The sequence below is a fragment of the Streptomyces cynarae genome (assembly GCF_025642135.1).
Lineage (GTDB): Bacteria > Actinomycetota > Actinomycetes > Streptomycetales > Streptomycetaceae > Streptomyces > Streptomyces cynarae.
Genome location: NZ_CP106793.1, coordinates 4879857 through 4903514 on the forward strand (window position 1 = coordinate 4879857; position 23658 = coordinate 4903514).

The window sequence follows — 23658 nt, forward strand, 5'->3', positions numbered from 1 at the left end:
CGCCAGGTCGGCGGAAGCTCCCGCACCAGCTGGTGCGGAGGTCCATCCGGGGCGGTTGGGGCCGTGGGGCCTCGGGGCCTTGGGGCCGTTGGGGCCGTTGGGGCCGGTGGGGCGCTTGGGTCGCCAGGTCGGCGGGAAGCTTCCGCACCAGCGAGTTCGCGCCGAGTTCATTCTGGCGGCCGGAACGACCGTCGGCCCGGGGACCGAGCCCGGGCCCGGGGCCCTGGGGCCCGCACGCCCCGTCGCCCCGCCGCCCCGTCGCCCCGTCTCGCCGGGGCGCACAGGGCGTGCGGGTGGATTGTCCGCCGCGCGTTCACCCCAGGTTCGCGTGCAGGCTTTCCCGGCGTGCCAGCCTCCCGTCGCCGGGGCGGGCCGGGTGGAGGGAAGCCGGGCCGGCCGGGCGGGAGGGAAACGACATGGAGAGCGGACCGGCGATCATCACGGGGACGGTGTTCGTCCTGTTCGGCTGCGCTTTGCTGACCTGGACCGCGACCCGGTTGTACCGTGGGGAGCCGGTGGCGGACGGTGTGAGCCGTATCGCATCCGCCACGCTCGCGAGCCTCGCCGCCGTGGCCTCGCTCGCGGCCGGTACGTGGTGCTTCGTGCGCCTCTGACATCACCGTTCCCGCTCCCCGGGCGACTGGAGGCGGAGCAACTGGGAGATCACGCTCCGGACAGGCCCGAAAAGGCCGCTGGACAGTCCGGGCGGCAGGAATGCCGGTAGTCGGGTTACCGTTCGAGTGGCCGTTGTGGGCTTTTCCCGTTTGACACGGGGGCGGGATGTACCGTCACACTCCGCAGCGTCACCAGCGAGCCAGAAAGCGACCTCACCCCGGGACCAAGGCCTGGGGAGGCCCAGCGTCGACCGGAGAGAAGAGCGAAGTTGTCCCCGACCAGCGAGACCGCACAGGGCGGCCGCCGACTCGTCATCGTCGAGTCGCCTGCCAAGGCGAAGACGATCAAGGGCTATCTCGGCCCGGGCTACACCGTCGAGGCGAGCGTCGGGCACATCCGCGACCTTCCGAACGGCGCCGCGGAGGTGCCCGAGAAGTACACCGGTGAGGTCCGCCGCCTCGGCGTGGACGTCGAGCACGACTTCCAGCCGATCTACGTCGTCAACGCCGACAAGAAGGCGCAGGTCAAGAAGCTCAAGGATCTCCTGCGCGAATCCGACGAGCTCTTCCTCGCCACCGATGAGGACCGCGAGGGCGAGGCCATCGCCTGGCACCTCCAGGAGGTGCTGAAGCCGAAGGTCCCCGTCAAGCGGATGGTCTTCCACGAGATCACCAAGGACGCGATCCAGCAGGCCGTGCGCAACCCGCGCGAGCTGAACCAGAAGCTGGTCGACGCCCAGGAGACCCGCCGCATCCTCGACCGGCTCTACGGCTACGAGGTCTCGCCGGTCCTGTGGAAGAAGGTCATGCCGCGCCTGTCGGCCGGCCGTGTCCAGTCGGTCGCCACCCGTCTCGTGGTGGAGCGGGAACGCGAGCGCATCGCGTTCCGTTCCGCCGAGTACTGGGACCTGACGGGAACCTTCGCCACCGGCCGCGCGGGGGACCGCTCGGACCCGTCGTCGCTGGTCGCCCGTCTGCAGAGCGTCGACGGCAGGAGGGTCGCGCAGGGGCGCGACTTCGACTCCCTGGGACAGCTCAAGAGCGATCAGATCCTCCACCTCGACGAGGCGAACGCCCGCGCCCTCGCCGCCGCCCTGGCGGACACCCGCTTCTCGGTACGGTCCGTCGAGTCCAAGCCGTACCGCCGCTCTCCGTACGCCCCGTTCCGTACGACGACGCTGCAGCAGGAGGCGAGCCGCAAGCTCGGCTTCGGCGCGAAGGCCACCATGCAGATCGCGCAGAAGCTGTACGAGAACGGCTACATCACGTACATGCGTACGGACTCCACGACGTTGTCGGACACGGCGATCACCGCCGCCCGCGCCCAGGTCACGCACCTGTACGGCGCCGAGTACCTGCCCGACGCGCCGCGCACCTACGCCGCCAAGGTCAAGAATGCGCAGGAGGCGCACGAGGCGATCCGGCCCTCGGGTGATCGTTTCCGCACCCCGGCGGAGACGGGACTGACCGGCGACCAGTTCAAGCTCTACGAGCTGATCTGGAAGCGGACCGTCGCCTCCCAGATGAAGGACGCGACCGGCAACTCGGTCACCGTCAGGATCGGCGGCACCGCCGCCGACGGCCGGAACGCCGAGTTCAGCGCGTCCGGCAAGACGATCACCTTCCACGGCTTCCTGAAGGCGTACGTCGAGGGCGCCGACGACCCGAACGCGGAGCTCGACGACCGCGAGCGCCGGCTGCCGCAGGTCGCCGAGGGCGACGCGCTGAGCGCCGAGGAGATCACCGCCGACGGCCACGCGACCAAGCCCCCGGCGCGCTACACCGAGGCCAGCCTGGTCAAGGAGCTCGAAGAGCGGGAGATCGGCCGCCCGTCGACGTACGCGTCGATCATCGGCACGATCCTGGACCGCGGCTACGTCTTCAAGAAGGGCACGGCCCTCGTGCCGTCCTTCCTGTCCTTCGCCGTGGTCAACCTCCTGGAGAAGCACTTCGGGCGGCTCGTCGACTACGACTTCACCGCCAAGATGGAGGACGACCTCGACCGCATCGCCCGCGGCGAGGCGCAGGCCGTGCCGTGGCTGAAGCGGTTCTACTTCGGCGAGACGGCATCCGGCAGCGGCTTCCCCGCGGGCACCAACGGCACCGCTGCCGACGCCGGGAACGGCGACGGGGACCACCTCGGCGGCCTCAAGGAGCTGGTGACCGACCTGGGCGCGATCGACGCGCGCGAGGTGTCGTCGTTCCCCGTCGGCAACGACATCGTGCTGCGGGTCGGCCGCTACGGCCCGTACATCGAGCGCGGCGAGAAGGACACCGAACAGCACCAGCGCGCCGACATCCCGGCCGACCTCGCTCCCGACGAGCTCACCGTCGAGCTGGCGGAGGAGCTGCTGGCCAAGCCGAGCGGCGAGCGCCCGCTGGGCACGGACCCGGAGACGGGCCGCCCGATCGTCGCCAAGGACGGCCGCTACGGCCCCTACGTCACGGAGATCCTCCCCGAGGGCACCCCGAAGACCGGCAAGAACGCGGTCAAGCCGCGCACGGCCTCGCTGTTCAAGTCGATGTCCCTGGACACGGTGAGCCTCGACGACGCGCTGAGGCTGATGTCGCTGCCGCGTGTGGTGGGCACCGACGCCGACGGGCAGGAGATCACCGCGCAGAACGGCCGCTACGGCCCGTACCTGAAGAAGGGCACGGACTCGCGCTCGCTGCAGTCCGAGGACCAGATCTTCACGATCACGCTGGAGGAGGCCCAGGCGATCTACGCCCAGCCCAAGCAGCGTGGCCGTGCGGCCGCCAAGCCGCCGCTGAAGGAGCTCGGCGAGGACCCGGTGAGCGGGAAGCCGGTCGTCGTCAAGGACGGGCGCTTCGGTCCGTACGTCACCGACGGCGAGACCAACGCGACCCTGCGCTCCGGCGACAGCGTGGAGGCGATCACTCCGGAGCGGGGCTTCGAGCTGCTAGCGGAGAAGCGCGCCAAGGCACCTGCGAAGAAGACGGCGAAGAAGGCCGCCGCCAAGAAGGCACCGGCCAAGAAGACGACGTCGACCGCGGCCAAGAAGACGGCCGCCAAGAAGACCGCAGCGAAGACGACGGCGAAGAAGACGACGGCGAGGAAGACCGCTGCCGCCAAGACGGCGGCGTCCAAGGGCACCGCGGAGGACTGACGCGGAAGAGGACCGAGCCCGAAGGGGCCCCGGTTCCTCACAGCCACTTCGCCAAACACACGGTCCGGCATCGGTTCGGTGTCGGGCCGTGTGTACATGGCGAGTGGCCGCCTCGGTCTGTCGGTGGCTCCCGATAGTCTGAATGCATGACGCGAGCCGAGCAGCCAACGGCCCCCCAAGCGGCCCCCGACGACGCCCTGGTCGCAGACTCCCGCGAGCGCGCCGTCCGCGCCCTGCTGCGCCAGCCGCAGCTGAAGCGCCTGTGGAGCGCCCAGCTCGTGGGAGGCATCGGCGACGCGCTCGCCGTGCTCGTCCTGGTGCTGCTCGTCCTCCAGGCGGCCATCGCCGAGGGGTCGTTCGGCGGCGGCTACCGGGGTGTGTCGTTCGCGATCGCGACCGTCTTCGGCGCGCGGATTCTTTCCACCCTGCTCTTCGGGGCCGTGCTCCTCGGCCCGCTCAGCGCGCTGACGTCCCAGGAGGGGCCGCTCGACCGCCGCTGGACCATGGTCGGCGCGGACGGTGTGAGGGCCGCTCTGCTGATCGTCGCGCCCCTGTGGATCGACTGGATCCCGGGCAGCGCGCTCGCGCTCCTGCTGGTCACCGCCTTCGTCACCGGCGTGGCCGAGCGCTTTTGGACGGTGTGCCATGAAAGCGCGGCGCCCGCTCTGCTGCCCGCGCCGCCCTTGGAGGGCGCGACGGTGCGTCCGCTGCCGGACCACATGGACGCCCTGCGCCGTCTGTCGCTGCGCACGGGATTCGTGGCGGTGCCGCTGGCCGCTGCCGCACTCGTGGTGGTGGCGCTGGTGAACAACCTGCTGGGCACGGGCATCGCCTGGTTCGGCCAGCACCAGGCGGCCCTCGCGTCGTATGTGGCGGCCGGACTGTTCGCCGCCTCGCTGTCGGTGGCCTCCTCGCTGGAGCTGCCCGACACCCGCACCCCCCGCGCGCGGTCGCCGCTGGAGGGCCTGCGCCGTCCCCGGACGGACACGGGCGTCGCGAAGGGCCGCACGGGCGTGCTTCCGCTGCTGGTGCTGGCCTGCGCCGCCGTGGCCGGGGCGGTCGCGGCCGCCGTCGCCGTCTCTGTGCTGCACGCCAAGGACCTGGGCGGCGGCCCGGTGCTGTACGGCCTGCTGGTCCTCGCGCTGACCGGCGGCACGGTCGTCGGCATCCGTACGGCGCCCCGCGTGCTGCCCGCGCTGTCGCGACGCCGGCTGCTCGCGTTGGCGATCGCCTTCACCGGTATGGCGCTGCTCGCCGCCGGTCTCGACCCGGACGTCACCAGCGTGCTGCTGGTCGCGCTGCTCGCGGGCATCGGCGCGGGCGTGGCAGCGAACATCGGGCACACGCTGCTCGACCAGGAAGCCGAGGAGCACCGCCGGGCGCGGACGACCGAGCATCTGCACGCGGTCGTCCGGGTGTGCGTCGCGCTCTGCGCGCTCGTGGCGCCCCTGGTGGCCGGGGCCATCGGGCCGCACCGGATGGAGAACGGCAGGTTCGTGTTCGCGCACGGCGGCGCCGCCTTCACGCTGATGCTGGTCGGCGCGCTGCTGCTGCCCGTGGCCGCCCTGGTGCTCGCCAAGGTCGACGACCGCTCCGGTGTGCCGCTGCGGCAGGACCTGCTCGACGCCCTGCGCGGCGGCGACGATCCGGAGCACGCCTCCGCGGCGAACGGATTCTTCATCGCCCTGGAGGGCGGCGACGGCGCCGGGAAGTCCACTCAGGCCGAGGCGCTCGCCGAGTGGATCCGCGCCAAGGGCCACGAGGTCGTGCTGACCCGTGAGCCGGGTGCCACTCCGGTCGGCAAGCGGCTGCGGTCGATCCTGCTGGACGTCTCCAGCGCCGGCCTGTCGCACCGAGCGGAGGCGCTGCTGTACGCGGCGGACCGCGCGGAGCACGTGGACACGGTCGTACGTCCGGCCCTGGAGCGGGGCGCCGTCGTGATCTCGGACCGGTACATCGACTCGTCCGTGGCCTACCAGGGCGCGGGCCGTGACCTGTCCCCGACCGAGATCGCCCGTATCAACCGCTGGGCGACCGACGGCCTCGTGCCGCACCTCACGGTCCTGCTGGACGTCGCGCCGGAGACCGCGCGGGAGCGGTTCACGGAGGCGCCGGACCGGCTGGAGTCGGAGCCCGCCGAGTTCCACGCGCGTGTGCGGTCCGGTTTCCTCACGCTGGCCGCCGCCGACCCCGCGCGCTATCTGGTCGTCGACGCCGGACAGGAGCCCGAGGCGGTCACGACCGTGATCCGGGCCCGGCTCGACCAGATGCTCCCGCTGTCCGAGGCCGAGCTGAAGGCGCAGGAGGAGGCGCGCCGCAAGGCCGAGGAGGAGGCCCGGCGCAAGGCCGAGGAAGAGGCGGCACGCAAGGCCGAGGAGGAGCGGCTGGAGCGCGAGCGCCAGGAGCAGCTCGCCAAGCTGCGCGCCGAGGAGGAGGAGCGCAAGCGGCGCGAGCTGGAGGAGGCGCAGCGCCGAGAGGCCGAGCGGCAGGCGGAGGAGGCCCGGCGGCGGGCCGAGGAAGCCCGCCGGCGCGCCGAGGAGGAGAAGGCGCGGCTGCTGGCCGAGGAGAAGGCCCGGGCAGAGGAGGAGGCGCGGCGCAGGGCCGAGGAGGAGCGGCGGCGCCGGGAGGCCGAGGAGGAGGCCCGGCTGCGGGCGGAGGCCGAGGAGCGACGGCTGGAGAAGCAGCGGAAGGCCGAGGAGGCACTGCTGCGGGCCGAGGAGGCGCGCAGGGCGGCGGCGGAGGCGGCGGCGTCGGCCGCGTCGGCGGCATCGGCCCCGCCCACCACGCCGGCAACCGGATCCGGTGCGCCCGCACGGGGTGCGTCGCCGGACAACGAGACGACGGTCCCCACGCCGCTGGTGACGCCGACGAACGCGTCGGGCGGGCCGCTGGACGAGACCGCGGTCCTGCCCCCGGTACGGGCGCGCGACACCGACGCCGAGACCACGGCGGAGCTGCCGGCGCCGCCCGAGCCGCAGGGAGCGGCCGACGAGACGGCGGTGCTGCCCCCGGTGGTGCCGGGATCCGCCGACGAGACGGCCGTCCTGCCGCCCGTACGGGACGCGGGCGCCGGTGAGCCGGCGGACAGGGTGCCGCCCGGCTTCTTCCGCGACGAGCGCCCGGCTCCGCGACCGGACGGTGCCGAGGACCGCACGCGCGAGCTGCCGCAGCTGGACGCCGACGGCCGCCCCCGCCGCCCGCGCCCGGACTGGGCGGAGGAGACGCCCCTGGACGACCTTCCGACCCTGGCGGACGAGCTGCTCGGCCCCCGGGAGGACGAGGACTGGGACGACGGCCGGAACGGGCGGGGACGCGGCAGGCGCCGCTGAGCGGACCCGCCCCGGCTGTCGGTGCCGCCGCCGTTGTCAGTGGTGACCCGCACAATGGATCGCGGTAGGGCGCAGTACGGCAGTACGACGGAAGGGCGGTGTCCCCGTGAGCGTGTGGGACGACCTGGCGGGCCAGGAGAAGGTGTGCGAGCAGCTCGGCGCGGCTGCCCGGGACGCCGACGCCCTGGTCACCGCGGCCGCCGCCGGCACCCGCCGCCCGAGGCGTCCAAGATGACGCACGCCTGGCTGTTCACGGGTCCGCCCGGCGCGGGACGTACGCAGGCGGCGCGGGCCTTCGCCGCGGCGCTGCAGTGCGTGAGCCCCGACCGCGCGCTCGGCGGCGCCCCCGGCTGTGGCTTCTGCGACGGCTGCCACACCGCCCTGATCGGCACCCACGCGGACGTCACCACGGTCGCCGCCGTCGGCACGCAGATCCTCGCCGACGACATGCGCGACACCGTCCGCAAGTCGTTCACGTCGCCGGCGAACGGCCGCTGGCAGGTGATCCTCGTCGAGGACGCCGAGCGGCTGAACGAGAAGTCGGCCAACGCGGTCCTGAAGGCGGTGGAGGAGCCCGCTCCCCGCACGGTCTGGCTGCTGTGCGCGCCGTCCCTGGAGGACGTCCTGCCGACGATCCGCTCCCGCTGCCGCCACCTGAACCTGCGCACGCCGCCCGTGGAGGCGGTCGCGGACATGCTCATGCGGCGCGACGGCATCGAGCCGGAGATCGCTGCCGCCGCCGCCCGCGCCACCCAGGGCCACGTGGACCGTGCCCGCAGGCTGGCCATGGACGAGGAGGCTCGTGCCCGCCGAGCAGCCGTCCTGAAGCTCCCGCTGCGGCTCGACGACATCGGCGGCTGCCTCAGAGCCGCCCAGGAGCTGGTCGACGCGGCCACGGACGACTCCAAGCAGCTCGCCGAGGAGATCGACGCCAAGGAGACCGAGGAGCTGAAGGCGGCGCTCGGCGCGGCGCAGGGCGGCCGGATGCCGCGCGGCACCGCGGGCGTCATGAAGGAGCTGGAGGACAAACAGAAGCGCCGCAGAACGCGCACCCAGCGCGACAGCCTCGACCAGGCCCTCACCGACCTCACGGGCTTCTACCGCGACGTCCTCGCCCTCCAGCTCGGCTCCCGCACAGCCCTCGCCAACACGGACGCGGAGGACGCCCTGGAGCGGCTGGCCCGAGGCAGCACACCCGAGGCCACGCTCCGCCGTATCGAGGCGATCGCCTCGTGCCGGGACGCCCTGGACCGCAATGTGGCCCCACTGCTGGCGGTGGAGGCGATGACGATGGCGCTCAGAGCGGGATGAGGGCGAAACCCTTCCCTCTTCCGTGGGCAGGCGGTGCGGTCGGTCGACCGCGTAGTTGACCATGTCACTCGTACGAGGTGCCTGCGTCACCGTGCGGCATCAATGCATCGCGCACGGTTACGCTCACGAGATGCACACCAGGCGCATTCCCGGACCGTCCCGCCTTCTGCACCCCCTCCGCCGCCCTCGAGGTTCCCGTCGTTCCCCGTCCGCGATGCGGACGGGCGGCACGCTGCTCGCCGCCGCCGCGCTGCTCGTCTCCGCCTGCTCCGCCGGCGGCTCGACGACCGCGCAGACGGCCCTGGCCGCGCTGCCCCAGTCGCCCCCGTCGGCGCTGGCCCGGTACTACACCCAGAAGCTGACCTGGCGCACCTGCGGCGTCCCCGGCTTCCAGTGCGCCACGATGAAGGCCCCGCGCGACTACGCCGAGCCCGGCGCGGGCGACGTACGGCTCGCCGTGGCCCGCAAGAGGGCCACCGGCCAGGGCAGACACCTCGGGTCTCTGCTCGTGAACCCGGGCGGCCCGGGCGGTTCGGCGGTCGGCTATCTGGAGCAGTACGCGGGCGTCGGCTACCCGGCCGAGGTTCGCGCCCGCTACGACATGGTCGCCGTAGACCCGCGCGGCGTGGCCCACAGCGAGCCGGTCGAATGCCTCGACGGTCCCCGGATGGACGCGTACGCGCAGACCGACATCACCCCCGACAGCCCGGCGGAGACGCGCCGCCTGGTGGATGCCTACAAGCGGTTCGCGGAGGGCTGCGGGCGGCACTCGGCGGCCCTGTTGCGCCATGTCTCCACCGTCGAGGCGGCCCGGGACATGGACATCCTGCGCGGGGTGCTCGGCGACCGGAGACTGAACTACGTGGGAGCGTCGTACGGGACGTTCCTCGGGGCGACGTACGCGGGACTGTTCCCCGATCGGGTGGGCCGGATGGTGCTGGACGGCGCGATGGACCCGGCCCTGTCCGCGCGCAGGCTCAACGAGGAGCAGACGGCGGGGTTCGAAACGGCGTTCCAGTCCTTCGCCAAGGACTGCGTCCGGCGATCGGACTGCCCGCTGGGCGGCCCGGGCACGTCGCCGGCGAAGGTCGGCGACAAGCTGAAGGCGTTCTTCAAGAAGCTCGACGCGTCACCCATCCCGACCGGCGACGCGGACGGCCGCAGGCTCGGGGAGGCACTGGCGACGACCGGAGTGATCGCCGCGATGTACGACGAGGCGGCGTGGCCGCGGCTGCGCCAGGCGCTGACCTCGGCGATCAAGCACCGCGACGGCGCCGGGCTGCTCATGCTGTCGGACAGCTACTACGAGCGGGACGCGGGCGGCAGGTACTCGAACCTGATGTCCGCGAACGCGGCCGTGAACTGCCTCGACCTGCCGCCCGCGTTCTCGGGACCGGAGGACGTGGAAAGGGCGCTCCCGGCGTTCGAGAAGGCTTCCCCGGTGTTCGGGCGGGGACTGGCCTGGGCCTCGCTGAGCTGCGCGTACTGGCCGGTGCGCGCGACCGGACGGCCGCACCGCATCCGGGCGAAGGGGGCGGCACCCATCGTGGTGGTGGGCACGACCCGGGACCCGGCCACCCCTTACCGCTGGGCGCGCTCACTCGCCTCCCAGCTCTCCTCCGGCAGGCTCCTCACATACGACGGCGACGGCCACACGGCATTCGGTCGCGGCAGCAGGTGCGTGGACTCGGCGATCGACGCGTATCTGCTCCGCGGCACACCACCGGCGAAGGGAAAGCGCTGCTCGTAGGCGCCGCGCCACTCCCCGGAGGTCCCGCCTCCGGGGGGTGGTCAGAGCACCCTCGGAAACTGTGTAGACTTACCGATGTTGCTGATCGCACCATAGTGCGGGCAGCGCGCCGCCTTAGCTCAGATGGCCAGAGCAACGCACTCGTAATGCGTAGGTCTCGGGTTCGAATCCCGAAGGCGGCTCCATCCGAACCCCAGCCCAGACGCTGTCTGAGCTGGGGTTTTTGCGTTCAGCGGATACGGCGACGGCGCAGGGAGCGTGCCGTCGGGCCGCGAGAGTACGACGTGTGCTCCTGTCACAGCTCCGCGGCGGCGGCTTGAGGCGGGGGGAGAGACGGCCGGACTGTCTGTACAGGGGCGCGCTCTGGACCGCCTACGGGGGCTCCTGGCGCCCCTGGAGTACTGCCGATGGATCAAGGACTCAGGGCGCCGGCAAGTCGGCGGGGGCCGCAGGGGTGAATCAATGGTGTGTCAGATCGGTTGCCGGTCGACAGCCGGGCTGCCTGATTCAGAGTGGCGGCAGTTGAACCCCTGCCGAGGAAGCGCCTTTCCGCCTTCTGGGAGTAGTCGTGCCGTTCTCACTGGCAGTTGCTGCCGGTCAGTCAGGCTCCGGTGTGAGCGGACACCCTGCCGGTTCGGCGGGCCGCCGCCGACGTGCGGTGATCGCTGCGGCCAGCGTACTCTGCGGTGCCTGTATCACCCCTCTGGTGCTGTCCGGGACCATTCACGCGCAGGGCAGTTGCACGACGTCAGGTTCCATCACAACCTGTGCGTTCGCCTTCACCGGAGCCGAGCAGACGTTCACCGTCCCCAGCGGCGTCACGCAAGTCGATGTCACGGCGATCGGCGCCGTCGGCGGCCCGGAGGGTCTCACCAACATGCCCGGCGGCCGCGGCGCCCAGGACTTGGGCACTCTTACCGGACTGTCCAGCGGACAGACTCTCTATGTCCAAGTAGGCGGCAGCGCCACCAACGACGGATCCTGCTACCCGGGCTCGCTGTGCACCGCGGCTTCAACGGTGGCGGCAGCACCAGCTTCGGCGGCGGAGGAGGCGGAGCCTCCGACATCCGCACCCAACCCCGCACCGTCCTCCTCACCACCACCGACTCGCGCCTCATCGTGGCCGCGGGCGGCGGTGGAGCCGGTGAGGTCTTCAGCTCGACGTGCCCGGGAAGCCGGGGCGGGGACGCCGGCCAGTCGGGCGTGAACGGGGGGTGCAGCGGAGGATCCGGCGGCGGGGCGGGGACCGCCACCCAAGGCGGGGCCGGCGGTACATCGCAAGGTGGACCTGGCACGCTCGGGACTGGCGGCAACGGCGGCGTGGCTACGGGTGGCGGAGGCGGTGGCGGCTACTACGGCGGAGGCGGAGGTGGGAACCTCAACTTCTCGGTCGACCCAGTAGGGAACGCGGGTGGTGGGGGCGGTGGTTCCTCCCTCGTACCGGTCGGCGGCGCCGGCCCTGCGGTGACCAGCGCTGTTGCGAGTATCACCATCACCTACACCTCACTCCTCGGCCCCACTGGCCCCACCAGCCGGCCCCACCGGCCCCACGGGTCCGATCGGCCCGACCGGCGCCACAGGCGCCGTCGGTGTCACCGGTCCGACGGGCGCGGTGGGTGTGCAGGGTCCGACGGGGGCCACCGGCCCGACCGGCGCTGCGGGTGTGCAAGGCCCGACCGGCGCCACCGGTGGCACCGGCCTTGTCGGCGCAACCGGTCCGACCGGCGCCACCGGCCCCGTCGGGCCGGTGCTCAGCCTCGATTCGGTGGCTGTCGGCTCCACCGCCCTCGTGGTGGAGACCGACTCCCAGGGCGCGGCCTGGATCCAGGAGCGAAAGCTCCCACGCGGTGGCGGTGGGCGGTGGATCAAGCTGTCGAACATCGCCGGCTACCCGTCGGCCCCGATCGCGAACGTCTCACTGTTTGTCTCCGACGGGCGGCTGTTCATCACCCTGCAGACGGCCGACGGCCAGAACTACGTCGCGAGCTGCCCTCTCGGCCACGGCTCGGTCACCGAACGCATCCTGCGCCACGAGTGCAAACCGTTCGTGCCCTTCGCCGGCCCCCCTGGTGACACCGGTCGACGGCTCCGAGTCCGTAAGCCTCAGTCGCCCCTGGGACACCCTTAGCCAGTCGGAGCCCGGCCGCGGGCGGCAGGCTCCGCTCTTCATCACGGCTGGACCGGCTCCCCCTGCACCGCGCCGGCCGAGCAGATGCCGCGTTGCGAGAACTGGCAGCGAGGGTCCCGGCTGTGGTCTCACCTGACGCCGGATCGTGTTCCAGCTCCTCGTGTACGCCCGTCGGCCCCGCTGTCAGGCCACCCCCAGGAAGCGCAGCACGGCCAGCACCCGGCGGTGGTCCGCGTCCGCCTTCGGCAGGTCGAGTTTGGCGAAGATGCTGTTGATGTGTTTGGCCACCGCGCTCTCGCTGACCACGAGCTGCCCGGCTATCCCGGCGTTGGACCGGCCGCCCGCCATCAGCTCCAGGACCTCGCGCTCGCGCGGGGTGAGGCGGTCCAGCGGATCGCTGTGGCGGCGCACCAGCAGCTGGGAGACCACCTGTGGGTCCAGTGCGGTGCCGCCCGCGGCCACCCGCCGCAGCGCGTCGGCGAACTCCTCGACGTCCGCGACCCGCTGTTTGAGCAGGTACCCGATCCCCGTCGTGTTGGCGGCCAGCAGATCGGCCGCGTACCGCTCCTCCACGTACTGCGAGAGCAGCAGGACCGCCGTGTCCGGCCACTGTCGCCTGATCACCAGTGCGGCCCGCACGCCCTCGTCCGTGAAACCGGGAGGCATGCGGACGTCCACCACCGCGATGTCCGGCCGGTGTTCGTCCACCGCCGCCAGCAGCGTTTCCGCGTCGCCGACCTCGGCGGCCACCTCGAACCCGGCCATCTCCAGGACCTTGACCACGCCGATCCGGAGCAGGACGGAATCCTCGGCGATCACGGCGCGCACGGCAGCTCCACGGTCAAGACGGTCGGCCCCCCGACGGGGCTGGTCACCGACAGCGTGCCATCCACCGAAGCGACCCGCTTGGCCAGCCCCGCGAGGCCGGTGCCACGGGTGGGGTCGGCGCCGCCCACGCCGTCGTCGCTGACGACGACCAGGAGGGTCGGCCCGAAGCGTTCCAGCGTGACCTCGGCCCCGGAGGCCTCCGCGTGCTTCACCACGTTCGTCAGCGCTTCGGAGACGACGAAGTAGGCGACGGCCTCGATCGTGGGCGACGGCCGCGACGGCAGGTCGGCCTTCACCCGTACCGGGATGGGTGCCCGGGCGGCGAGCCCGGAGAGCGCGGCGTCCAGGCCGCGGTCCTCCAGAACGGCCGGGTGCAGCCCGCGCACCAGACTGCTCAACTCCTCTATCGCCTCCTTCGCCTCCCGGTGCGCCTCGTCGATCACCCGGCGGGCGTTCTCGGGCAGGTCCCCGAGCGTGGCCTTGGCAAGCCCCAGGTTGACCGCGAGGGAGACCAGCCGCTGCTGGGCTCCGTCGTGCAGGTCCCGTTCGATGCGCCGCCGTTCGGCGTCGGCCGCGTCCACCAGGCCCGCCCGGCTCTCGGCCAGGGCCTCGACCCGGCGCGCCAGTTGCTCCTCGCGGCTCGGGCCGAGCAGCACGGTGGCGGCCCGGGTGTCGAGCCGGGCCAGAGCTCCGGAAAGCCAGGAAGCCGCGTAGAGGAGGGCGATTCCGGCAGCGGTGACGTAGGCCGCCCAGGTGGTGTAGCCGGGGTGGTCGACGCGCCAGTCCAGTGGCACCAGCCAGAGCCACACGTAGACGGAGGCGGCGGTGACGGCCGCGGCCCATGTCAGAAGGACGAAAGCCGAGGCGAGGGCCAGCAGCGGCCCGTCCAGCAGGTGGTACATGAGCTGCCGCCGGCCCTGCGGGGACCGTAGCCACTTGTGCAGCGGGGGCCGCCGTCCGCTGTAGGGGGAGGGGATGTCCACGCCCAGCCGGGCATGGAAGCGGTCGTGCTGTGCCACGGTCAGCAGCGGGCCGGAGAGCACGACGGCGGCGAGCGGGACGAGCACCGCGAGGAGGACGGCGGCCATCGACACCGGGACGAAGAGCATCCACGGCAGGGCCATGACCAGCAGCACGACGAGCTGGATCAGGACCCCCGTGGCGATGAACGCGACCGGTCGTCCGGCTCCTTGGAACGGCCGCAGGACAACACCCCGCAGACGGGCGGTGATGGGCATGGGCCAACGGTAGGCGCCGAGGTCAGGGGCGGTCCATGACGTAAATGGCCGCCTTGGGGGTGCAACCAGTGCCACCACGGAACGGACACCCGCGTTACTGACCGTGAGCGCCGCGCGCTGAAGGCTTGAGGACGTGAAGGAAAGCGGGGAACACGAGGAGACCGAGCCGATGAGCGTGCTGAGTGTCCGTCGGGGTCAGGGCCGTAGGCCAAGGTCCGCCGGGATGCGGACTCGCCGCCGGTGCCGTGCGGAGCACGTCCTGGTCGTCTGCGGGGTGGCTCTGCTGCCCTGGCTGGTCGTGCTGGCCGACGGCCTGCCCGGAACCACCACCGCCGCGCACTGGCGCAGTGCCTGGATCGGCCTGGACGCCTTGGAGGCAGTGGGCCTGATCACCACGGGAGTGCTGGCCGTACGCGGCCACCATCTGCACGCGCTCACGGCCGCCGCCACTGCGACGCTGCTGCTGGTCGACGCCTGGTTCGACACGATGACGGCGGCGCCTGGCGCGGACCGGTTCTCGGCGGTGGCGATGGCGTTCGGCGCGGAGCTGCCGCTGGCGGTGGTGTGCGCCGTGCTGGCTGTACGAGGGCATGTCCGCGCGACGGCCTGACCACCTCCTGGCCCCCGGCCTCGTTTCCCGCTGCCGCCCACCACCGCATCGGAGAAGACCCATGCCCCACCCTGTCCTGACCAAGCCCGGTGTCCGCTGGGCACTCGCCGCCGGTGCCGTCGCCGCGGGCGCCTGGTGGTTCGGCGACCAGGCCCCTTACCCCTACAGCCAGCGCAGGCTGCTCGACCTGCAGCTGCCCTGCCTGACATCGAGCAACCTGGACTCCGTACTCAGGCCCCGGCCGGGGGAGCGGATGCTGGAGGTCGGCCCCGGCACCGGCCTGCAGTCATTGCATGTCGCACCACAACTCGGGTCGGACGGACGGTTGGACGTCCTGGACATCCAGCCGGAGATGCTCGACCACGTGATGCGTGGCGCGCAGCGGCGGGGTATCACCAACATCACGCCGAACCGGGCCGACGCCCGCGAACTCCCCTTCGCCGACGGGACGTTCGACGCCCTGTACCTGGTGACCGCACTGGGCGAGATACCGGAGCCGGAGCGGGTGCTGGCCGAGGCGGTCCGGGTGCTGGCCCCCGGCGGCCGAATCGTGGTCGGTGAGTTCTTCGACCGCCACTGGATCCCGTTCGGCACGTTGCACCGCCTCGCCGACGGGTCCGGCCTCCACCTGGCCGGCCGCCACGGATCCACCTTCGCCTACCTGGCCCGTTTCCACCCCTGCTCAGCGGCGGCCTGACCCCGCCGTCCGGCCGACCACGGGGGAGGCGGGCCGGTCCGCCGGACGAACCGGCCCGCCCTGAAGGCTCGTTCCCACCGCAACGGTCGCCCATCCACCGCAACGGTCGCCCATCGACGCGAACGGGCCCGCGTGCGCCCTGGTCAGGACGCACGCGGGCCCGTTCTCACCCGGTGTCCGGGTGCGGGATCGATCTCCCGCCGGTGCCGGTCAGCTCAGGCGGTAGCCGCCGTAGCCGTATCCGATCTTGATGCGGGAGGCCAGCGGGTGCGAGACGTCGCCCGTGCCTTCGTACAGCCACAGGTTGCCGCTGCTGTCGCGGGCGATCAGGTCGGAGTGACCGTTGCCGGTCATGTCCCCGTTCATCACGTACGCGTTGTAGTGGAAGCCCCAGCCGATCTTCACGCGGGCCGCCAGCGGGGCCGACGGGTTGCCGGTGCCCTTGTACAGCCACAGGTTCCCGGAGGAGTCCTGGGCGAGCAGGTCGAGCTTGCCGTCGCCGGTGAAGTCGCCCTTGCCGAAGACGTTGCTGCCGTACTGGCCCCAGCCGTAGCCGAGCTTGACACGCGAGCCGAAGTTGCCGTGGCCGGTGCCCGGGTAGCGCCAGAAGTTGCCGCTGGAGTCGACGGTCAGCAGGTCCTGCTGGCCGTCACCGGTGACGTCGCCGGGTACGAGCATGACCTTCATGCTGTTCCAGCCGGTCCCGAGCTTGGTGACGTCGGTGTCGCCGGTGGACAGGTTGAGGTGCTGCCAGTACAGGGTGCCGTCGGTGGTGCGCACCAGCAGGTCGGCGTAGCCGTCGCGGTCGAGGTCGGCCTGGCGCACCAGGTTGACCCCGCTCCAGTCGCCGAGCGAGATCCGCGACCCGAAGGACTTGCCGCGGGAGTCGTACTCGTAGCCCTGGCCGTTGGAGGCGATCGCGAACATGTCCGCGCGACCGTCACCGCTCAGGTCGGTGTCGTCGATGCGCGGTTCGGTCGCCCCGACGTAGGTGCTCAGCTTGGTGAAGACGCTGTACGAGCCCTGGGCCACACAGTCCTGCACGCCCCACGACACGACGCCGACGACGCGTCCGTTCACGACCAGAGGGCCGCCGGAGTCGCCGTTGCAGGTGGCGACGGTGCCGGTGTCGGAGCCGCTGGCCGGATCGCCGACGCACGTCATGGCACCCGCGACGAAGTCGCTGCCGTAGAAACTCGAGCAGGTCGAGTCGCCGTTCACCGGCACGGTGGCCTTGCGCAGGGTCTGCGAGATGTCCTGGCTGGTGGAGCTGGTGCGCCCCCAGCCGTAGATCTGCGCCTGGGTGCCCGCCTTGTACGACGCGGTGTCGTCGGAGGTGGTGATGGGCAGCGGCTTGGCGCTGATCGGGTCGGGCAGCGTCAGCACGGCGACGTCGTTGACGGCGGTGCCGCTCGAGGTGATCTGGAACGAAGGATCGTTCCACTGCCGCCAGACGCCCGTCACCGTTCCACCGTGGAAGTCGGTGGTGTTGGTCGACGAGTCCGTGGTCGGCAACTGGTCGGTGCCGTAGATGATGGCGCCGTTGTTGTGCCAGTCATAGCCCGAGACGCAGTGCGCGGCGGTGAGGATCTTCGTGGGCGACACGACGGTGCCACCGCAGAAGAAGCCGACGTCGTCACTGGTGTCGCTGGTGCCCTTGTCGTCGTAGTACCACAACTGCACCATCCACGGGGCCGTGGAGATGCTGGTGGTCGTACCGCCGATGATCTGCGGGCTGGCGGTGCCGGTGGCCGACGGCTGCGGCTGCGGGCTGGTGGTGGTGGTGCCGGACTGCGTACCAGCGCTCGCGGCGGGGCGCAGGCTGGCGGGGGTGTTGGCGGCCGGCGCGGTGAGCGCGCCGTGCACGCGGGCGTTGAGCTGCGACTTGCCGACGCTGTCGTGGCCCTGGACGCCGATGTCCGTCGGCAGGGGCGCCGCGTTGGCAGGCGCCATGAGGAACGCACCGGCGCCACCGAGGAACAGGGTGGCGGCAGCGGCGCGTACGGCTATCCGGCCCCGGCGGCGGTGATTCCCGCCTCTGTGGGCAGAGGACACTCAGGTCTCCCGATGAGTGAAGATGCTGGGGATGCTTGAAGACAAGCGGCTGATACTACTTCCGACTCGCTGATCTTCACCAGTCTCACAGGCCACAGATGTTTAAAGTTTGCGCCGGAGACACCGCATGCCTCTCATGTGAGGGAGCGGATCGCGAACGCTCGTGCAGCGAAGTCGAGTTGCCACCGGTGGCCCATCGCCGTCAGTGGGATGGGCGCACAGGTGTACCGGAGGGCGGCGATCACGGGCTAGGCCGGGGGGAGCTCCCCTTCATCTACGGGACGTCCGCCGTCCCGCGTCAGTGTCGGCCCGACGCCATCCGCTGCCGTACGGCCTCGTAGGTGAACAGCGCCGCCGACACCCCGACGTTGAGCGAGTCCACCTGGCCGAACATCGGGATCTTGGCCTTGGTGTGGCTGCCCCGCAGCCACCGGTCCGACAGGCCGTACTTCTCGCTGCCGACGAGGATCGCCGTGGGCCCGGTCATGTCGACGTCCGCCATGAGGACGTCGGTGTCGGGGGTGGTGGCGACGACGTTCACCTCGTGGTCGGACAGCCAGCGCATGACCTGTTCGGAGTCGGCCGAGGCGATCGGGACGGCGAACACCGTGCCCTTGCTGGCCCGGATCACGTTGGGGTTGCCCCAGTCGGTCACCGGGTTGGCGGAGATGACCGCGGTCACTCCGGCCGCGTCCGCGGTGCGCAGCATCGAGCCCAGGTTGCCGGGCTTCTCGACGCTCTCGCAGATCAGGAAGAGGGACCGGTCGTCGACCCGGATGCGGGAGAGGTCGGTCTCGATGTCCGGGACGACGGCGAGCCAGCCGTCCGGGCCCTCGCGGTACGCCGCCTTGTCGAACGCCTGCCTGCTGAGGCTGTACAGGGCGGCGCCGCGCTCGGCCGCACGGGCCACCACGTTCCGCGGGTCGGCCCCGCCGGTCAGCGCGGGGCAGAAGTACAGCTCACGGGGGCGCACACCGGCCCGCAGTGCGAGGTCCAGTTCCTCGTACCCCTCCACGAGGGTCACTCCGGCGGCCTGCCTGCTGCGCCGACGGCGGAGGGCGGCGAGCTCCTTGACGTGGGGGTTGCTCGGGCTGGAGATCTCCTTGGGCGACCCGGCCCGGGGGTTGGACGGCATGGGCGGTGGGAGTCACGGTCCGCGGCGGGCTCCGATCCTCCGTCCCCTTTCTCGTGTTTCTCGTGTGCTCGCTCGTGCTGCTGTGGTGCGCTGCGCTGCCGCGCGGTTGCGGCCAGCGTACATGCGGGCCGGGGGAGGGGCGTCGCGTGCCCGCGCGCCCCATCCCGCCCGGTACGCCCCGGAAAGTCGTCCGGTGCGGGGAGAACCGGCGGACATCGGGAGTCCTCTTGGTGAACGGCTAGCATCGCGTGGTCAGTCGTCGGTGGGAACGGGGTGGGTGTGGTGTCGCAGCCGCAGCAGGAGCAGGGGCCCAGGATCGCCGTCGCCGTCGTGACCATGGGCAACCGGCCCGCCGAGGTCGACGCGCTCCTCAGGTCCGTCGCCAAGCAGGACCTCGCCCCCTCCCGCATCGTGATCATCGGCAACGGCTGCCCGCTGCCCGAGTTCGCCGAGCGCCTGGACCTCCCCGGCGAGGTCACCTGCATCGAGACCGACGAGAACCTCGGCTGCCCCGGCGGCCGCAACGTGGCCCTCGCCCGGCTGCGGGAGTTCGGGGACGTCGACGTCGTGGTGGAACTCGACGACGACGGGCTGCTCGTGGACGCCGACGTGCTGCGCCGCGTACGGGACCTGTACGCCGCCGACCCCCGGCTCGGCATCGTCGGTTTCCGCATCGCCGACGAGCACGGCGAGACCCAGCAGCGGCACGTGCCCCGGGTCGGGGCCGCCGACCCGATGCGCGGCGGGGAGGTGACCGGCTTCCTCGGCGGCGGGCACGCGCTGTCCATGGCCATGCTCGCCGAGACCGGCGACTGGCCCGCGGAGTTCTTCTTCGCGCACGAGGAGACCGACCTGGCCTGGCGGGCCGCCGACGCCGGGTGGACCATCCTGTACGCGCCGGAGCTGCTGCTCCAGCACCCGAAGACCTCGCCCGCCCGGCACGCCGTCTACTACCGCGTCACGGCCCGCAACCGCGTCTGGCTCGTACGGCGGCGGCTGCCGCTTCCCCTCATCCCGGTCCACCTCGGGGTGTGGATCGCCGTCACCCTCCTGCGCACCCGGTCGGTCGGCGGGCTGAAGGCCTGGTTCGGCGGGTTCGTGGAGGGGCTGCGGACCTCCGGCGGCGCACGGCGGCCCATGCGCTGGCGCACGGTGTGGCGGCTCACCAGGCTCGGCCGGCCGCCGGTCATCTGAGAGTTCCGGGACGATCCGGGACCCCCGGATGACTCGGAACCCGGATGACCCGGAACCCCGGATGACCCAGAACCCCCGAACGAGCCGAGACCACCGGATGGCCCAGGAGCCCCGGTCGGGCGGGACGCCCCGGTTGCGGGGCGCCTGAGGAGTAGCCCGCGCGGTGGTGGGCAGGCGCACTCCATGGAGGCGGCTCCCGCGCTCGCGGAGACGACGAAGGACCCGGTCGTTCACCTCCACCGACCGGGTCCTCGTGCGATCCCGGATCCGGCCACGGCGGCGACACTCCCCCGAGCTACGCGTGAACGCGCGCGCCGTCGGGCCAGATCCGATGAAAGGATCACATCAGGCCACGCCAACAGATCGCTAACATGGGGCCAACGGCTGGCAAGGAAGCCGTGAGCTGGCCCGGTCCACGAGAAGTTGTGGCCCGGTCCGACGGAAACGCGCCGTCCGTCGACGCGATCCGACGGCGGGACGCGGCGGTCGGGCCGCGCGATCAGGCGTTACGCGGGGGTCGTGCCGCACGATGAGGCGAGGCACGGCGAGCGTGCCATCGGGGTCCCCTCTGCTCGAGCGAAGCCGCGAGCCAGGGGGAAGAAGGGCGACGGGGCGGCGATGCGGGACGGGCTGCGGTTCGGACTGCTGGGTCCGCCCGTCGTGTACGGCGCCGACGGCGAGGTGCGCACGATCGGCAGTGGCAAGGTGCGCGCCCTGCTGGTCGCGCTGCTGCTGGAGCCCGGCCGGGTCGTCTCGGTCGAGGCCCTGAAGGACGCGCTGTGGGGCGGTGCGCCGCCGATGTCCGCGCAGGCGTCTCTGCAGAACCATGTAACCCGGCTGCGCCGCCTGCTCGGCGACGACGGCCCGGAGCGGCTGCGCGCCGTGTCGCCCGGCTATCTGCTGCGCGTCGACGAGGGCGAGCTGGACGTTCGCGTCTTCGAGGAGCACCTGATCGCGGCCCGCGCCGCGCACGCCGCCCGGGACTGGGAGGGCGCCCTGCGCGAGGCGTCCGCCGCGCTCGCGCTGTGGCGCGGCACCCCGCTCAGCGGGCTGCCTCACGAGACGGGGGCGCATGCGCTGGTGCAGCGGCTCCAGGAGGCGCGGCTGCTCGTCCTGGAGTGGCGGTACGACGCGGAACTGCAGCTCGGCGGGGCGCGGTTCGGGAGCCTCGTGCCGGAGCTGGCCGCGCTGGTCGCCGAGCATCCGCTGCGGGAGGGGTTCCACCGGCTGCTGATGCTGGCCCTGCACCGCACCGGCCGCCCGGCGGAGGCCCTGGCCGTCCACCGCGACCTGCGGGCGCGTCTCATCGAGGAACTCGGCGTCGAGCCCGGCGCTGCGGTGCGCGAGGCGCATCTGGAGATCCTCCGGGAGGGGCAGGCCGGGAGCGGCGAGGGGACGGGAGAGGACGGTCCGCGGGCGGACGACCCGTACGCCGACCACGACCCGGGCCCCGACCGTGCGAAAGCACCCAGGCCCGCCCAACTCCCGCCTGCCCCCGCACACTTCACCGGCCGCGAAGCCGTCCGCGAAGACCTGCTGCGCTTCCTCGCCGCCGAACGCGACGCGCCCGGCGTCGCCGTGGTCAGCGGTATGGCCGGGGTCGGCAAGAGCGCGCTCGCCCTGCATGTGGCGCATGGACTGCGGGAACGTTTCCCCGACGGTCAGCTCTACGTCAATCTGCACGGCGCCACCCCCGGTATGACCCCGCTCGGCCCCGAGCAGGCGCTCGCCGCCCTGCTGCGCGACCTCGGCGCCGAGTCGCACCGCATCCCCGAACACCCCGACGCCGCCGCCTCGTTGCTCCGCTCGCTGCTCGCCCCGACCCGCACCCTGATGGTGCTGGACGACGCGGCGCACGCAGCACAGGTGCGTCCGCTGCTGCCCGGCGGCCCGGGCTGCGCGGTGATCGTGACCAGCCGTTCCCCGCTCACCGCGCTCGACGGCGTGCACCGGGTCCCGCTCGCCCCGCTCAGCGACGAGGACAGCGCGGCCCTGCTGCGCGCGGTCTCCGGCCGGGACGGGCTGCACGCCGGGCACCCGCTCGTCGAACTCGCCGGCCGGCTCCCGCTCGCCCTGCGCATCGTGGCGGCGCGGCTCGCCGCCCGTCGCGCCCTCACCCCTGACATGCTGGCCGGTCAACTCGCCGCCACCGAAGGGCGGCTGCACCATCTGGAGTACGACGACCTGAGCGTGCGCCGGTCGCTCGCCGTCGCGCACGACGCGCTGCGCGCCTCCGACCGCGAGGCCGACCGGGACGCGGCACGGGCCCTCGCCCGGATCGGCGCCCTGGACCTGCCCGGCTACGGCGCGTCCCTCCTCGCCCGCCTCCTCGGCACGGACGAACGCCGCGCCGAGGCCGCCCTCGACCGCCTGGTCGACGTCGCCCTGCTGGAGGAGACCGCCTACGGCCGCTACGCGCCGCACGACCTCGTCCGGGACTTCGCCCATGAGACGGTGGCGCGCGAACAGGGCGTCGAGCCGGAGCGCTCCGGCACCGAGATCGCCCTGCGCTGGTACGCCGCGATGGCCACGCGCGCCCTCGACGCGCTGGTCGAGCCGGGCACCGAGCGCACGGACCGGCGCCGGGCGACCCCCTCACAGCCCCGGACGCACACTGCGGACGTGGCGTCCGTGCCCGCCTTCGGCTCCGCCGAGGCCGCCGCCGACTGGATCGTCCTCGAACTGGAGAACATCGTCGCGCTCGTGGAACGTCACGCGGACACCTCCGCCCGTGTGCCCCTGCTCGTCCGCATGATCGCCTCCCCGCTCCAGCGCCGCGGCCGCGTCGCCGAGTCGGAGGCGCTCGTACGCGCCGCCCTGCGTGGGGCGCGGGGCCTCGGGGACGCGCCGGCGGAGGCGTACGCGCTGCTGGACATGGCCGGGGTGCAGTTCCTGAAGGGCCGGGGCAACGACGCGCTCGCCCTGCTGGACGAGGCGCTGGAGATCTGGCGGCGGCTCGGCGATCTCTCCTGCCTGTGCCGTGGCCTGAACAACCGGGGACTGCTGCTGGGGGTCCTCGGGCGGTACGAGGAGTCCGGTGAGGCGCTCAGGCAGTGCCTGGAGTACGCACGTGTGCTCAACGACCCGATGCAGGAGGCCATCACCTACAGCAACCTCGGCAACCTGTACGAGCACACGGACCCGCGGGGCGCCATCGGCCACCACCGCCGCAGCCTGGAGATCGGCGAGCGGATCGGCGATGTGATCGTCCGTCACTCCGCGCACTGCAACATCGGCTTCGCCCATCTCGCGCTCGGCGAACCGGACGCCGCGGTGCCCCACTTCGAGGAGAGCCTGCGCATCCTCGGCGGGCACGGCCACTGGCAGGGCGAGTCCCAGACCCGGCTGGGCCTGGTGCGGGCGCTGCGCGAACGGGGGGACGCCGGGCGGGCCGCGCACGAGTGCGATGTGCTGCTGTGCCGCGCCGCCCGGCGCGGTGACCGCTACACCGAGGGGCTCGCCCGCCACCAGCGGGGCCTGCTGCGCCGGGCTGAGGGCGACGCCGAGGACGCCCGCCGGCAGTGGGAGGCGGCCCTTTCGGCCCTGGAGGGCACGGACAGTCCGGTGGCGGGGGAGCTGAGGGAACTGCTGGCGGAGGGGTGAGACCGGACGGGCGCCGCCACTCGGCGCCTCGCTTCGCG

13 protein-coding genes, 1 tRNA gene and 2 pseudogenes are annotated in these 23658 nt (G+C 72.5%); 12 read left to right on the plus strand and 4 right to left on the minus strand.

Translation table 11 applies throughout. The features are described from left to right. The first annotated feature begins 416 nt into the window (after window positions 1-416). The 8 genes and pseudogenes from N8I84_RS22410 to N8I84_RS22445 all read left to right on the plus strand — a co-directional run bounded on the left by N8I84_RS22410 (window position 417) and on the right by N8I84_RS22445 (window position 12260). Window positions 417-614, plus strand: coding sequence for a hypothetical protein (locus N8I84_RS22410; RefSeq protein ID WP_263231180.1), 198 nt, complete (start codon window positions 417-419; stop codon window positions 612-614). A 269-nt stretch (window positions 615-883) separates the two neighbouring features. Then, window positions 884-3742, plus strand: a complete 2859-nt coding sequence (gene topA, locus N8I84_RS22415) for a type I DNA topoisomerase (protein WP_263231181.1) — start codon at window positions 884-886, stop codon at window positions 3740-3742. A gap of 146 nt (window positions 3743-3888) precedes the next feature. Beyond that, window positions 3889-7071 (plus strand): dTMP kinase, encoded by a 3183-nt coding sequence (gene tmk / locus N8I84_RS22420; RefSeq protein ID WP_263231182.1) that lies wholly within the window; start codon window positions 3889-3891, stop codon window positions 7069-7071. A gap of 106 nt (window positions 7072-7177) precedes the next feature. Next, window positions 7178-8382 (plus strand): annotated as a pseudogene (locus tag N8I84_RS22425) (DNA polymerase III subunit delta'). 130 nt (window positions 8383-8512) lie between these two features. After that, a complete protein-coding gene (locus N8I84_RS22430) occupies window positions 8513-10132 on the plus strand; it encodes an alpha/beta hydrolase (RefSeq protein WP_390898933.1) in 1620 nt (539 codons plus the stop codon). 108 nt (window positions 10133-10240) lie between these two features. Next, window positions 10241-10317, plus strand: a tRNA-Thr gene (locus N8I84_RS22435). Between the two features lie 277 nt (window positions 10318-10594). Further along, window positions 10595-11554: pseudogene (locus N8I84_RS43170) on the plus strand (glycine-rich protein); the annotation flags it as partial. A 343-nt stretch (window positions 11555-11897) separates the two neighbouring features. Then, window positions 11898-12260 carry a hypothetical protein gene (locus tag N8I84_RS22445; protein ID WP_263235068.1) on the plus strand — a complete coding sequence of 121 codons (363 nt, stop codon included), beginning with the start codon at window positions 11898-11900 and terminating at the stop codon, window positions 12258-12260. A 183-nt stretch (window positions 12261-12443) separates the two neighbouring features. Here the strand turns inward: N8I84_RS22445 and N8I84_RS22450 are convergent, their stop codons facing one another. Together N8I84_RS22450 and N8I84_RS22455 are read right to left on the minus strand one after the other, a co-directional pair. Then, a complete protein-coding gene (locus N8I84_RS22450) occupies window positions 12444-13088 on the minus strand; it encodes a response regulator transcription factor (RefSeq protein ID WP_263231184.1) in 645 nt (214 codons plus the stop codon). Beyond that, entirely contained in the window at window positions 13076-14326 is a 1251-nt protein-coding gene (locus N8I84_RS22455; RefSeq protein WP_263231185.1) for a sensor histidine kinase, read from the minus strand. Before N8I84_RS22455 ends, N8I84_RS22450 begins: the two co-directional genes overlap by 13 nt. A gap of 223 nt (window positions 14327-14549) precedes the next feature. Here N8I84_RS22455 and N8I84_RS22460 point away from each other — a divergent pair, with 223 nt between their 5' ends. Both N8I84_RS22460 and N8I84_RS22465 read left to right on the plus strand, forming a co-directional pair. Next, complete coding sequence (locus N8I84_RS22460) at window positions 14550-14936, plus strand: hypothetical protein (protein WP_313884274.1); 387 nt, start codon at window positions 14550-14552, stop codon at window positions 14934-14936. A 61-nt stretch (window positions 14937-14997) separates the two neighbouring features. Further along, window positions 14998-15633, plus strand: coding sequence for a class I SAM-dependent methyltransferase (locus N8I84_RS22465; RefSeq protein ID WP_263231187.1), 636 nt, complete (start codon window positions 14998-15000; stop codon window positions 15631-15633). A 210-nt stretch (window positions 15634-15843) separates the two neighbouring features. Here the strand turns inward: N8I84_RS22465 and N8I84_RS22470 are convergent, their stop codons facing one another. Together N8I84_RS22470 and N8I84_RS22475 are read right to left on the minus strand one after the other, a co-directional pair. Next, window positions 15844-17688 carry a trypsin-like serine protease gene (locus N8I84_RS22470; protein WP_263231188.1) on the minus strand — a complete coding sequence of 615 codons (1845 nt, stop codon included), beginning with the start codon at window positions 17686-17688 and terminating at the stop codon, window positions 15844-15846. A gap of 298 nt (window positions 17689-17986) precedes the next feature. Continuing rightward, the gene (locus tag N8I84_RS22475) at window positions 17987-18823 is read right to left on the minus strand and encodes an RNA methyltransferase (protein ID WP_263231189.1); all 837 of its coding nucleotides are present in this window, start codon (window positions 18821-18823) and stop codon (window positions 17987-17989) included. Window positions 18824-19105: 282 nt separating this feature from the next. On the opposite strand from N8I84_RS22475, the gene N8I84_RS22480 reads away from it, so the two are divergent. Further along, complete coding sequence (locus N8I84_RS22480) at window positions 19106-20017, plus strand: glycosyltransferase family 2 protein (protein WP_263231190.1); 912 nt, start codon at window positions 19106-19108, stop codon at window positions 20015-20017. 618 nt (window positions 20018-20635) lie between these two features. Then, window positions 20636-23620, plus strand: a complete 2985-nt coding sequence (locus N8I84_RS22485) for an AfsR/SARP family transcriptional regulator (protein WP_263234856.1) — start codon at window positions 20636-20638, stop codon at window positions 23618-23620. Window positions 23621-23658 lie beyond the last annotated feature (38 nt).